The organism is Streptomyces sp. NPDC019443, from assembly GCF_044389785.1.
Taxonomy (GTDB): domain Bacteria; phylum Actinomycetota; class Actinomycetes; order Streptomycetales; family Streptomycetaceae; genus Streptomyces.
Window position 1 is genome coordinate 757,838 of the sequence record NZ_JBIRYJ010000003.1, and the last position, 12,522, is coordinate 770,359.

Genomic DNA, 12,522 nt, shown 5'->3' on the forward strand with positions numbered 1-12,522 from the left:
GGCTACACCTTCCTCGCGTGAACCAGGAGGATGGAGGCGAGGGACGGCAGTCGGCAGGCCAAGCGGTCCAGCGGGCGGAGCGGGCGCGGCACTCCGTGGAACGGCGCACCGGCGACCGTCACCACCTCGAACCCGGACGCCGCCACGAACTCGCGCAGTGCGCGCGCCGTGTACAGCCGCAGATGACCCACCACCTGGCTGCCCGGCCTGCCGTGGATGCGGCGCAGACTCACCTCGGAGAACACCGGTTGGACTCCGGCGAGCAGCAGCCCGCGGTTGTACCAGGCGGCAAGGTTCGGCGTGGAGAGCATCAGATGCCCCCCGGGTCGCAGCACCCGGTGCAGTTCGTCGAGGGCGCTGTCGGGGTCGACGAGGTGCTCGACGACCTCGCTGAACAGCACGGCATCGGCGCTGCCGGAGGCGAACGGCAGCCCACCGCCGGTCAGCTCGCCGCGGACGACCTGGCTCAGACGCGGCGCCGCCCGGCGCAGCGCGTCCTGCGACCAGTCGACTCCCACGATGCGATGCCCCCTCAGTACGCGGGCGGCAGTCGCGGCCGCCGAGCCGTCACCGCAGCCCACGTCGAGCACGGTCGCGGCCGGGCGGCCGGGCCCGGCGGGCCCGAGCGCATCGGCCAGCATCCGGGCCTGGCGCAGACTACGGGCCTCGCCGGAGGCGACGGGGACGGTGGGGTCCTCGTAGAAATCCCGCAGCCCGGGGACGGGCCGGGTCGGCGAATGCACCGGTGCCTCGGGCGATTTCCCGGCGGCGGAGCCGTTGGATGAGGGGGTCATGACGGCCTCCCACGGTTCTCCCGGGCGGAGCGGACTCCACCCGGTGTCGGGTCCGGACGCAATGCGTCGCGGTCGTACGGCCCGCCGGGTCGGCATGCCTTGTCCCGAGCTCCGGGCGCTTCGGGGTCCGGAGCGGTGGCGTCCGCCTCCGGAATGTCAGCTTCCGACCCAAAACCCCAAGCGTTCGACCCGGCCCGGGTGACCTGTGACGTCGTCGAAAGCGACTGCTCGAACAAGCCTGCCAGGTGCGCGCCCGCCGCGTCACCGAGCAGCGCCCGCGACCAGCGCAGCGTCACATGCAGTCGCCCGTCGGTGGAAGCCGCCGCCACGCTCAGCCCGCGCGGCATGCGCGCCGGTGCGGAGAACCACACGGCTTTCGCCCGGCCGGCATCACCGAAGTCCAGCGAGTACGGAACGCGTCCGATATTGGTGACCAGCGCCGTCGACGTCCAGGGCGCCGCCGCCCGCCGCGCGCCACGGGTGAGCGCGCCCCGGATTCCGACCGGCAGCAGCCGCGCGGTCAACAGGCTCGCCCCGGAACCCAGCGGCGCACCCTGGGCCGACTTCAGCGCGCGGGTGCGCCGAGCGGTGGTGCCCAGCAACCGGGCCACGGCCGCCAGGTCCGGCCGCTCACCGAGCAGCAGGTCCGTGTCGCGCGGGTCCTCGGAGGTCATGGCCACCTCGACGAGCCGGGTTCCGTTCCCCATCGGCATCTCTCTGCCGCGCGGACGGTCGTCGACGGGCATGGTGATCCGCACCGGACCGGCCTGCCTGCCCTGCGAGACGTTCCAGCGGCCCACCATCAGTGACGCCGCGACCAGAAGTTGGTCGTTGACGGTCCACGGCGCGAGCCCGCCGGTCCGACCCACACGCGGCGGAACGGGCAGTTCCGCCTGCAGCATGCCGTTGCCCGCGGCGCGGGCGCGCACCGGCTCGGGGCGGGAGTCCGGCGCGACTCGCACGGGCCGCGCGCACACCGCGCGGCCCGTGCCGTCGGTCGCGACCGGGGCCGGCCCCGAGGGGTCCAGCCGAACCGGCCCGGGGACGGGGAGAGCGGCCGAACCGCCGTACCGTTCCGCGGTCGTGGCGAGCACCCGCAGCCCGGACCCTGCGTCGAGGGCCGTGTGATGCATCGTCAGCAGCAGCACGGTCCGGGTCGCCCCCGGCACGCCCGCCTCCGGCGGCTCACCGGCGGCCGTTCCCCCGTCCACCTCGATGACTTCCAGGCGCATCGGCGGCGACAGTGCCAGTGACGGGCATTGGGTCAGGGCTCGCGCGCGGGCGCGGCCCAACGCGTCGGGTCCCGGCTGCGCGAAGCTCACCTGGTCGCTGTCCGGTTCGCCGGTCAGCTCCCACGCGAAGGACCGCCGGTACCGGCGGCCGGGCACTTCCCGCATCAACACCCGGGGGTGCGTCAGCAGCGCCCGTCGGAAGGCGGTCCGCAACCGTGCCGGGTCCAGCCGTCCGGGCAGATGGACCTCGATGTGTACGGTCTCCGGCTCGTCGTCACTTAGGCAGTGCCGCGACACCTCATCGATGACCGGAAAGGGAAGCCGGACCCCGCCGGGAGGGGTTGCGGTCCCCCACCCGGCGGCGGTCCGCGACGAGGTCATGACGGGCCACCGCCTCCCGGATGCCGAGGGGGCGGCTCGGGCCAGTCCCCGGCGCCCGTGCTTCTCTGCCGGGCCGTGACCACCGGTCCGGCTACGGGCGCGTCGGCACCGCCGTCGCTTTCCGGCGCGTCGGCACCGCCGTCGCTTTTCCAACCGGCGGCCGCGGACGCCGGGCTTACCGCCGTCACCAAGGCGGCGGACAGGGCCACGAGTGCCAGTACCTGGGCGAAGGCGCTGAACGCGCCTTGTCCGGCGGCGGCCGGCTCCGCGGCTCCGACGGCCGCGGCGATGCCCGCTCCGGCCATCGCCACCGCGGCGGTCGGCACCAGGACAGCCGGCCGGAACCGGGCCGCCACGGCGAGTACGGGCACCACCAGGGCCAGCGGACCCGCCGCCACCGCGACGACGGCGGTCAGCGCCAGCGTCCCGAGCAGCATCCCGGGGGCCGCCGGTTCGGGCAGCTCCTCGTCGGTTCCGCCGGCGTTGCGCCTGCGGCCCACGAAGGCCAGTGCGGCCAGCGCGGCGAGCGCGATCACACCGCCGATCAGGGCGGCCCGGTACGGCCTGGACGGCTCGAACTCCAGGTTCACCGTGCCGGACGCCCCGGCCGGGACCACCCAGGCCTGCTGCCAGCCGTCGAGCCGCACCGACTCCAGCTCCGTGCCGTCCAGGGTGGCCTTCCAGCCGTCGTTGGCGTTCTCGTAGGTCTGCAGGTACGCGGCGTCGCCGGAGCCGGCCGACACTGACACGGTCCGGCTGTCGTCGGTCCACTTGGTGACGGTGGCCTCGCGGCCCGCCGCTCCCGCGATCTCCTGCGGGGTGCCCTGGGTCAGCGTGACGTCGCTGATCGCCAGCGGACCCGCGTCACCCGCCTCCACCTCGTGCTTTCCCGCCGGAAGGTCCAGAATGCCGTCCTTTTCCTCTCCCGCGCAGAGTGCGACGGTGACGGGACGCCGCTCGGTGAGGTCCCGGACGGATCCGGAGGCCTTCGTCTTGTGCAGGACGCCGCCGACGGCAAGGTCCGGGCCCTCACCGCACGGCAGCGAGAAGCGCGCGGACGGCTTCGGAGGCGGCACCCGCAGGTCGGCCAGCGCGGGAACGTGGACCTCACTGAGCCCGACCGGCAGCTGCAACTGCGCGTCCGCCACCGGATTGTGGACGGTGAGCGGGGCGACCCTGCTGACGGTGATGTCGAGCCGGTTCGTCTCGATCTCCGGGAAGCGCACCCGCCCGTTCTCGTCCACATCAGCCGTCGCGGCGCCGTGCGGCGAGTTGATCAGCACCTGCTCGGGCCGGGTGGACACCCCGCCCGCCGACGCCAGGATGATCTCGTCAACCTTCTCCTTCTTGGGCCAGCTCAGGTGGACGACCGGCCGGTCGCCCGCGATCCAGGCGGTCGTCAGATCACCGTCGACCAGGTTGCGGGCGCTGAGTGACATGCCGTTGCGGCTGGTGGAGTCCGCGGAGGCCGTCACCCGGTTCTTCGATCCCGGAGCCGAAAGGTCCAGCAGTTCGTCCAACGGGCCGCCGGGCACGGCGACGGCTCGCGCCGACACCTTGTACTCGCCCGGTTCCTGGGTGCTGAACTGCCGGTGCAGTCCCACCTCGGCCGATACGGGCGACAAGCCGCCCGCGTCGGTGCCGCGGTGCAGGGAGTACACGGTCGCCGCCGCGTCGGTGCGCTTCGCGTCGGCGGGCAGCGCCAGCATGCGCGTAACCTGCACATCCGGGATCGACACCTCGGAGAAGCCGGCCCCTGACAGGCCCGGCCGCGCCTGCTGCGCGGCAAGGACGGTGATCTTCATCCAGGAGGCCTCGCCGACGGGCGCCTTGACGGTCTGCGGCTGGCCGTTCGTCTGCAGCGGGCTTTCGGCCGAACCGCGGTCGGTCTCGATCCGCACCCGCGTGGGCGCAGCGCGCATGCTGTCGCCCGGGAGGGGCGTCAGCTGGATGGAGGCCGGGATGTCGGTCGGCCCGGAGAAGTCCACCTTGAGCCACTGACCGGCCGGCTTGCCCGGGCTGCCCTCGGCCCAGGCGGTGTCCGGGTTGCCGTCGAAGGCGTTCACCGGGTCGTACTGCGGCAGGTGGAACAGCCAATTGCCGCTGCTGGAGGCCGTCACGGACGTCGCGCCGCGCAGGTCGGCCGTCGTCTGGTGATCGGTGCCCTCCGACGGCAGGATCTGCTTGGGCTTCTCGCCCGGGTTCTGCAGGCTGCCGGAGTGATTGCGCTCGTCCTGGGTGTACGTGTACGAGGTGTTGTTGTTGACCAGGCCGAACCGGGTGTCGGCTCGGCGCAGCCCGTCCGCGACGGCCTTCACCGGTGCGGTGACGCCGTTGGGAAGACTGTCCCCGGCCAGCACGGCCGGCCGGCCGGCCATCGAGGGGTCGGCCGACAGCTGGAGCAACGCCTCGGGTCCGCCACTGACCACGGCTGTGTCGGCCGCGGCCGACACACCGACCCTCTCGGGACGCACGTCGCGATCCTGCGGCTGATAGATCTCCACGGACTGGAGCCGCGGATACAGCCCCTGCACCTGCAGCGGGGTGTCGGCGGCGATGCGCCCGCCGGTCACGAGCGGGCCGAACCCTGCGACCTTGCTGTAGCCGGACGATTCCAAGGTCCGTTTCACCGTCTGCGGCGGGACATATCCGATCTGGTCGGGGTCGAGGTCATTACGCACGACCACTTCGTGCATGCCGGCCCGTGCCAGGTACGCCTGAAGGCCCGGAACCTCGGTGCCGGACAGCAGCGCCTGCTCGACGGCGTCCGTCGCACGGCGTGAACCGGGTGTACCGAAGGGGACGAAGTCACGCTGTGCCCAGGGCGTTTCGGCCAGCACGTCGAACGGCTGGTCGATGGGGGAACCCCAGGTGTAGATGCCGTGCGCCGTCGCCGGTACGACCATGGCCCGGCTGTTCGGGGCGTTGCCCTTGAGCCAGTCGGCAGCCTTCTCCCAGTGGGTGGGCAGCTTGGTGAAGGCGCCGGGCTGCAGGATCGAGCCATTGAGGTACGGCAGGGCCAGGCCAGGCAGTACCAGCACCGCCACCACCGCGGGCGCCCAGCGGCGACCGGGAAGTGCGCGAGGACTTCTGCTCGCGGAGAACACAGCTGTCAGGTGGGCCAGGCCGAGGGCGAGCGCGAGGGCCAGTCCCGGCTGGAACTTGTAGATGTTACGGAAGGGCTTCAGCGACCCGTTCAACCACTCCTGCACGACACCGTGGAACGGACCGCCGAAGGCGCCGCCGTACCCGGCCAGCGTGATCAGGACGACGGCCAGGACGGTCAGCAGCAGCCAGCGGCGCTCCGGCAGGTCCCGGCGGGCCAGGCCCGCCAGCCCCATCGCCGCGGCGAACGCCGAACCCAGGACGGTGACGACGGAGGCCGCGACGGTCCAGCCCGCCGGCAGCCATGCCTCACCGAAGTTGAGATACGCCACCCAGTTGCCGGCGCCGCGCAGCAGCTCGGTCGCGGACATGGTGGCGGTGGTGGTCTCGGCCTGCTCGACGTACGGCATGAAGTTCTCGCCGTGGATGGCGAGCAGGAACAGCGGCACCACCCACCACACGGTGGCCAGCACGACGCCCGGTATCCACCAGCCCAGCAGCGCGCGCCGACGCCGGCCGGCCGGGCGGCTGAGCAGGTACAGACCCACGGGCAGCAGCGAGGCCAGCGTCGAGGCGGCGTTCACGCCACCCATAACGGGGATCAGCATGGCCGAGCGTGCGGCGGCCATACGGGGGCTCAGCGCCGCGGAGGTCAGCGGCAGCAGCACCCAGGGCAGCAGTGCACCGGGCAGCGCGGCGGCGGAGGTCGAGCCAATGACGATCGTGAAGGTGGGCCACAGCGCGTATACCACCGCACCGAGCAGCCGTGTCGCGGGCGTGCCCACACGCAGCCGTTCGGCGAGCCTGAGCGCACCCCAGAAGGCGGCGGTCACGATGATCGACAGCCAGAGCCGCTCGGCCAGCCACACCGGCACCTGCAGCAGGTCCATGAACGCGTAGTAAGGGAGCGCCGGGAAGGCGTAGCCGATGTACTGGTTGGCTATGCCGCCGAGGCCCACGTTGCCGTTCCACAGCGAACCGAGGTCGCCGAGGAAGCGCCCGGGGTCGAGGGCGACGCCGAGTTTGGTCTCGAACGTCATCTTCCCCGGTGACACCGCGAGGAAGGACACCAGCACGACGGCCCAGAAGCCGAAAAGCGGACGTCGTCCGCGCGGCGCCCCGGACGCCTCGGACGGCGTCGGGCCGGGCTGCGGCGCCCGGGTGGGCGCCTGGACCGTAGTGGTCATGACCGTTCCTCGCTTCGCTTGCTCATGGGCTTCGCCTGAGAATCAGCAGCAGATTCCAGGTGGCGATCTCGCGGAGTCCCGGGACCCGGGTGATCGTGCTCGCGAAGAATGGCCAGTAACGGGACCGCGCCGTGACGATTTGCACGTCGTCGCGGCCGCGGACGTGCCGCAGGGTGGGACCGATATGTACGGGGAACAGGTTTTCGCCGACCGTGTGCTTGGCCTCGTGGCCGGTGCGCCGTTCGTAGCGTTCGCGGGCCCGGTCGGCCCCGAGGTAGTGCCACGGCGCTGTCTCGTGACCTCCCCAGGGGGAGAGCCAGTTGGTGAACGACAGGTAGATCAGTCCGCCGGGGCGGGTGACCCGCACCATCTCGCTGATGAACGTCTGCGGGTCCGACACGTGCTCCAGCACATTGGACGAGAAGCACACGTCCGCCGCGCCGTCGGCGAGCGGCAGCAGATAGCCGTCGGCGAGCACCGCGTCCTCGGTCACCGGGCCGCGGGCGCTCAGCTCCCGCAGGTCGGGTTCGAAGAGGTAGCTCCGCGCGCCGTGGCGGCGGAACTCCTCGGTGAAGTGGCCACTGCCGCCGCCGATGTCGACGACGATCTTGCCGGGCAGGTCGATATGACGTGCCACTTGTGCGACCGAGTCACGGGCCAGCAGGGTGTAGCACCGCTCGGGGTCGCTCTGTTCGCGCATGAACGCCCGGAAGAGGGTGGCCGATCGCCGCAGCGACGGATCCTTGAACGCGCGTTCGGTGACATCAAAAATGGCTGCTCACCTCCCGCGTCCCGGGGCGGAGGCGAGCGCCGCGGCCTCGGCGGCGACCGCCTGGAACTGACGGACCGTCGATCTCCAGCGGAAGCGCTCGGCGCGACGCGCGGCGGCACGTCCCATGGCTGCGCGCCGGTGGGCACTGAGGGACAGAGTGCACCACGCGGCGGCGAACGAACTCTCGCCCCGGGCCAGCACCCCGGTCTCCCCGTCCTCGATGGAGTCGCACAGGCCCGGTATGTCGAAACCGACTGCGGGAGTGGCCCGGGCGGCGGCCTCGGTGACGACCAGCCCCCAGCCCTCGACGAGGGAGGGGTGCAACAGCAGCCACGCCTCGCACATCAGCCGGTGCTTCTCGGCCTCCGACACCCGGCCGGCGAACGTCACACCGGGGCCGGCCATGGCTTCCAGCCGCTCCCGTTCAGGGCCGTCACCGACGATGACGAGCCGACCGCCGGTGACCGGACGGACCCGCTCCCACAGCCGCAGGAGCAGATCGATGCGCTTGTACTCCACCAGCCGGCCGACGGCCAGGAACAGCGGTTCCTTCGCCTCGGGCAGCAGCGCGCCGGGGTCTTCGACGCCGTTGTTGACGATCCGGATGCGGTCCGCGGCCACGCCGATGCCGCGAAGCTCGGAGGCGGTCGACTCGGAGACGGCCACCATCAGGTTTGCGCGGTGGGTGCCTGCCAGCGCCCAGTGCTCCAGCCTGCGGCCGAGCCGGGCCGCCGGGCCCGGGTAACGCATCTGCCAAAGATCGGTGTGCACATGGTTGACCAGGCACAACGTCGGTCCGCGGTGCCACAGCGGCGCCAGGTACGGCATGCCGTTGCACACCTCGACCAGCAGGTCGCAGTCGCCGACCTCGCGGGCGAAGGTTTTCCTGGCGCGCAGGAAGTGTCCTGCGTCACCGCCCGCGGAGACCACCCGGTAGTCGCGTTCTGCGGCCGGGCCGCCACACACGAGCGTGACCTCGTGGCCGCCGGCGGTCAGACCGCCGGCTATCCGGTCGATGAGCAGTTCCGAGCCGCCGGCGGCCTGGTTGCCCAGGTCACGGCGGGCGAGGAAGGTGATCCGGCGCGGCAGAGGTTCCGCGACGGGTGCGATGTGCGGGTCATCGGCGAGCGAGTTGGTGACTGCGCTGCCGGTACGGGCTTGAGCGGGGACGGAGTCCTCCTGGCCGGAGGCCAGAGCGGACGCGTGCTGGGGCATAGAGGTGCTCCAACTCGGCGGCTGCGGGGGCAGGCGGGTGAGGGATTGCCGGGCTTCCGGGGGTGAAGCGCTGGGCTGGCTCGGTGTGCGGGGTACGCCGGCGGACTCCTGAGGGTGGGAGTCCGACGCAAACCGGAATCACTGGTTCCTACTGTGGGGTAACCCAAGTGTTCGTTCGAGTGATTCGTTCCACTACTCACGCGGGTGACAAGTTTGGGCCGGTCGTCGGCCCACTTTCATCACTCGGCTGAGTGTTCCGTCTGCCGGCGGCCACGGATCAGCATCAGCGCGCCGGCGGCGGCGAGCAGACCGCCCGCGATCCCGCCCACAACGGGCGCAGTCTCGCCGAGCAGCTTCAGCCGACTGCCGTCGTCCGAGGCCAGCGTCACCTGCTCGCGCCGGGTCGCCTCGGTGAACTCCAGCCGCTTACTGGACAGCAGGGTGACCGCGTCCTTCTTCGAACCCGGGGCCCGCAGCGTCTTCGTCGGCGCGATCACCGCGTTCATGATCCGGCCCGTGCGCTGGTCCACCGTCAGCTCAATCCCCGCGTTGGAGTACCACTCCTCGGCGAGCACCTGGCCCTGCGGGCGGCCCACCAGCACGCCGGGCACTTGACGGGTGCCGGTGGCGGTGGCCGCGACGGTGCCGACGAAGAGGTAGCCCCGGTGGCCGCGGATCTTGGTGGTGCCCTTGAACTCCAGCGGCACAGTGGCACCCAGGGTGCTGTCCCACCAGGTGTAAACGCGCTTCTCGACGTCGAACGGGAACTTCAGGTAGGCCTCGCCCTCGAACCTGGGCTTCTCCTCGCAGCAGCGCACCGGCAGGTTCGTCCGGCGGTCGGTGACCCAGCGTTCCGTGGTCCACTGCAGGGATTTCCGCGGGTCGGCCAGCGGCAGCGTCTTCGGGGTGTCGATCTGTGTCGACACGTCCCAGATCGCGTTTCCGCTGCGCTCGCTGCCGGCGACGTCGCCCAGCACCCGGCGGGTGATCGTTATCGTCTGGCCGTCCACCGTGGAGACGGATCCGGTGTCGAAATAACTACCCTCACCACTGAAGACCGTCGTGGAGTTCACGTCGGTCGGCGTGCGCTTGGCACGCGGCTCCACGTACCAGACGAGCAGCTGAGTGAGTACCAGCAGAAAAACGCCAGTACCCAGCAAAATCAGGGACAAACGCGACGTTGAACGGCGCATGCGGGGTACTCCAATGCGGGCGGGATATGCGGGGCGTTCGTGGACAGTGCGGGAAGGGGTCACACGCACGGATCTCAGCCTGTCCGGGCCGAGGAGTGGCGTACCCGGGAGTAACAGCGCTGTGACCGGCGAAATTAGGCGGAGCTTGACCACCTGTCAATGCGACTCGCATACTGATCGCGCCGGACCGGGCCGGCGCGCTGGGTGACAACCTCATCGATAGAGAGGCCGATCACCCTCATGCCCAGACTGCTCGCCGCCTTCCTGACCTGCGTCGCCTCCGCCGTCCTGGCCACAGTCGCCGCCTTCGGAATCGTCGCCGCCCTCAATGTCACACCCGAGCAGCAGAATGTGCCGCTCGTCACGTTCCCCGACCCTCCCGCCAACGGGACGTCCGGCACACCGAGCTCCAGCGCGGGCTAGGTTGTGAAGATCCCGGCCCGCTGATCGAGCGGCATGCGGACCGGACGTCCGGGAGAAGGTGCTGTGGCAGCGTCGTCAGCGTGGCACGACGTGCCACGAGAACAGATTCAGCGGTTCGCCGACCGAGCCTTGGAGCAGGTCCCCGAGCTTGCACAGGACATCCTCGCCGCGATCCGACGGGAATATCCGGGTCTGGCGTTCATCGCCGACGAGTCCGGAGAGCCGAAGGCCCTGGTGGCGATCCGGCACGCGCTGGAGCTCTTCGTGGAGCAGATGACCACGGGGTCGGACCGGCCGCGCGCCCTTCCCGAGATGTTCCAGGACTTCGGGCGCGGCGAAGTCACGCAGGGGCGCAGCCTGGACTCCTTGCAGGGTATCTACCGGCTGGGCGTACGCCTTTCCTGGCGGCGTATGGCGGAGATCGGCCAGCAGGTCGACATCCCGCCCGCAGCCATGTACGAACTCGCCGAGTCCGCGTTCGAGTACCTCGACGTCATGGTGGCCCAGTCGGTACGCGGCTACGCCGAGGCCGTCGCCCGCCAGGCCGGGGAGCGGCTGCGCCTGCAACGACAACTCGTCGAGCTCCTGCTCGCCGAGCACCGCACGGATCCGTCCGCCTTCCTCGCCGACCGCGCGGCCGGCGTCGGCTGGCAACTGCCCGAAAAGGTGGCGGTGGCCGTGCTGCTCCGCCCCGCCCAAGAGGCTGTCGCCCCCGCCGTGGGCGTCGAGGTGCTGCTCGACATGGAGGGCGAGCACCCGCGCATGGTGGTGCCGGACCCGGAGGCCCCCGGGCGCGCGGAGTTGCTGCACCGGGCGATGGCCAACTGGTCCGGCGCGATCGGCCCGTCGGTTCCCCTGGCGGAGGCCGCCACGTCGCTGCGCTGGGCGGAGACCGCCGTCGGGATGATCGAGCAGGGCCTGTTGCCGCAAGGGCGGCTCCTGCACTGCGGCGAGCACGTCGAAGCCCTGGTGCTGCTGCCTGCAGGGGAGTTGATCGACGAGCTGGCGCGGCGGCGGCTCGCCCAGTTGGACGAGTGTGGCGGCCCGGCGCACGCCCACCGTCTCGCCGAGACCCTGCTGGCCTGGCTGGAAACGCGAGGTGGCACGCCGGAGGTGGCCGCCCGGCTCGGAGTCCACCCGCAAACCGTGCGCTACCGGCTGAGACAGCTCCGTGAGTTGTGGGGCGAGGACCTGGACGACCCGGACCGCCGCTTCGAACTGGAGCTGGTGCTTCGCGCTCGGCGGCTGCGCGGTGATCTCGTCCCACCGCCTGACTGACCCGGGAGAATCGGCGGCCACCCCCAGGACAATCTTGATCAACCTAGGAAACTCAGCCGCACCTGGCGGTTCGGGTTGTCCTTGTTCGTGTCGACGAGGCAGACGGACTGCCAGGTGCCGAGTTCCAGCCGGCCGCCGATCACCGGCAGAGTGGCGTGCGGCGGGACGAGGGCCGGCAGGACATGGTCCCTGCCGTGGCCGGGGCTGCCGTGCCGGTGCTGCCAGCGGTCGTCGGCGGGCAGCAGCGTGAGCAGCGTGGCGAGCAGATCGTCGTCGCTGCCCGCGCCGGTCTCGATGACGGCAATGCCGGCCGTCGCATGCGGGACGAAGACATTGAGCAAGCCGTCTCTGCCGCCCGCGGTCTCCTGGAGAAACTGCTCGCAGGCGCGGGTCAGATCGGTCACCGTCTCGTCCGAGCCGGTGGAGATGTTCAGGATTCTGGTGGTGAAGGGTCCGGGCATGGGTCCATCTTCTCGTTCGTTCCGCAAGATCGCGCGTCCGAGGACCGAGACGCCAGTGACCGGATCCGGCACCGGTCGCTGCGTTCTGCGCCATGTTGCGTACAGCTCTGGTCACCACGCGCGGTCACGTAGACCTGCTGCGGGTGGCTTCCGCCGCGTGTTGTCGCGGCTGACGCCTTTCAGCTTCCTCCCCGTTTGCAGCGCCCTCCCCGCGCGCTCTTTCGTTTCTGCTGCCCCCCTCACTGAGCCCGTGCCCGCGTAGTCGCGCCGTGTACGGGCGCTGAGGCTCATCTCCCCTGCCTGTGGAGCCTCCATGGCCATCGGTCATGCCCGCCGGATATATCGCTCGTTTCCCAGAACCCGACATCCCCCGAACTGGAACTGGAGCCGGTGAGCCCCGCATCGGACCCCGGATCCCGTGGTCGCTCCGTACCCGCGCCGGCCGCGGCGCACCGTTGGCCCGCTGCTCTCCAACGTGTCG

9 protein-coding genes are annotated in these 12,522 nt (G+C 71.1%); 2 read left to right on the forward strand and 7 right to left on the reverse strand.

Annotation, left to right across the window (positions count from 1 at the left end; translation table 11 throughout):
• Positions 1 to 2 precede the first annotated feature (2 nt).
• From ACH492_RS13835 to ACH492_RS13860, 6 genes are all read right to left on the reverse strand, one after another.
• Positions 3 to 794 (reverse strand): class I SAM-dependent methyltransferase, encoded by a 792-nt coding sequence (locus tag ACH492_RS13835; RefSeq protein WP_398986026.1) that lies wholly within the window; start codon positions 792 to 794, stop codon positions 3 to 5.
• On the reverse strand, positions 791 to 2,407 hold the full coding sequence (locus ACH492_RS13840) for a condensation protein (RefSeq protein WP_398986028.1): 1,617 nt from the start codon (positions 2,405 to 2,407) through the stop codon (positions 791 to 793). The genes ACH492_RS13835 and ACH492_RS13840 overlap by 4 nt, the downstream gene beginning before the upstream one ends.
• Positions 2,404 to 6,699 (reverse strand): alpha-(1->3)-arabinofuranosyltransferase family protein, encoded by a 4,296-nt coding sequence (locus tag ACH492_RS13845; protein ID WP_398986030.1) that lies wholly within the window; start codon positions 6,697 to 6,699, stop codon positions 2,404 to 2,406. Before ACH492_RS13845 ends, ACH492_RS13840 begins: the two co-directional genes overlap by 4 nt.
• A gap of 22 nt (positions 6,700 to 6,721) precedes the next feature.
• Positions 6,722 to 7,399 carry a class I SAM-dependent methyltransferase gene (locus tag ACH492_RS13850; RefSeq protein WP_398986032.1) on the reverse strand — a complete coding sequence of 226 codons (678 nt, stop codon included), beginning with the start codon at positions 7,397 to 7,399 and terminating at the stop codon, positions 6,722 to 6,724.
• Between the two features lie 78 nt (positions 7,400 to 7,477).
• Positions 7,478 to 8,686, reverse strand: coding sequence for a glycosyltransferase family 4 protein (locus ACH492_RS13855; protein WP_398986034.1), 1,209 nt, complete (start codon positions 8,684 to 8,686; stop codon positions 7,478 to 7,480).
• A 239-nt stretch (positions 8,687 to 8,925) separates the two neighbouring features.
• Positions 8,926 to 9,879, reverse strand: a complete 954-nt coding sequence (locus ACH492_RS13860) for a DUF3068 domain-containing protein (protein WP_398986036.1) — start codon at positions 9,877 to 9,879, stop codon at positions 8,926 to 8,928.
• Positions 9,880 to 10,119: 240 nt separating this feature from the next.
• Here ACH492_RS13860 and ACH492_RS13865 point away from each other — a divergent pair, with 240 nt between their 5' ends.
• Together ACH492_RS13865 and ACH492_RS13870 are read left to right on the forward strand one after the other, a co-directional pair.
• Positions 10,120 to 10,302 (forward strand): hypothetical protein, encoded by a 183-nt coding sequence (locus ACH492_RS13865; protein ID WP_398986038.1) that lies wholly within the window; start codon positions 10,120 to 10,122, stop codon positions 10,300 to 10,302.
• Between the two features lie 33 nt (positions 10,303 to 10,335).
• The gene (locus ACH492_RS13870) at positions 10,336 to 11,580 is read left to right on the forward strand and encodes a PucR family transcriptional regulator (protein ID WP_398986040.1); all 1,245 of its coding nucleotides are present in this window, start codon (positions 10,336 to 10,338) and stop codon (positions 11,578 to 11,580) included.
• Positions 11,581 to 11,618: 38 nt separating this feature from the next.
• Here ACH492_RS13870 and ACH492_RS13875 read toward each other — a convergent pair whose 3' ends face one another.
• Entirely contained in the window at positions 11,619 to 12,041 is a 423-nt protein-coding gene (locus ACH492_RS13875; protein WP_398986043.1) for a secondary thiamine-phosphate synthase enzyme YjbQ, read from the reverse strand.
• Positions 12,042 to 12,522: the final 481 nt, after the last annotated feature.

What these genes read in the sequence shown, in the direction of transcription:
- ACH492_RS13860 (WP_398986036.1), bottom strand. Translation starts at nt 9,879, where the DNA reads ATGCGCCGTTCAACGTCGCGTTTGTCCCTGATTTTGCTGGGTACTGGC.
- ACH492_RS13850 (WP_398986032.1), bottom strand. Translation starts at nt 7,399, where the DNA reads ATGCGCGAACAGAGCGACCCCGAGCGGTGCTACACCCTGCTGGCCCGT.
- ACH492_RS13835 (WP_398986026.1), bottom strand. Translation starts at nt 794, where the DNA reads ATGACCCCCTCATCCAACGGCTCCGCCGCCGGGAAATCGCCCGAGGCA.
- ACH492_RS13855 (WP_398986034.1), bottom strand. Translation starts at nt 8,686, where the DNA reads ATGCCCCAGCACGCGTCCGCTCTGGCCTCCGGCCAGGAGGACTCCGTC.
- ACH492_RS13845 (WP_398986030.1), bottom strand. Translation starts at nt 6,699, where the DNA reads ATGACCACTACGGTCCAGGCGCCCACCCGGGCGCCGCAGCCCGGCCCG.
- ACH492_RS13840 (WP_398986028.1), bottom strand. Translation starts at nt 2,407, where the DNA reads ATGACCTCGTCGCGGACCGCCGCCGGGTGGGGGACCGCAACCCCTCCC.
- ACH492_RS13865 (WP_398986038.1), top strand. Translation starts at nt 10,120, where the DNA reads ATGCCCAGACTGCTCGCCGCCTTCCTGACCTGCGTCGCCTCCGCCGTC.
- ACH492_RS13875 (WP_398986043.1), bottom strand. Translation starts at nt 12,041, where the DNA reads ATGCCCGGACCCTTCACCACCAGAATCCTGAACATCTCCACCGGCTCG.
- ACH492_RS13870 (WP_398986040.1), top strand. Translation starts at nt 10,336, where the DNA reads ATGCGGACCGGACGTCCGGGAGAAGGTGCTGTGGCAGCGTCGTCAGCG.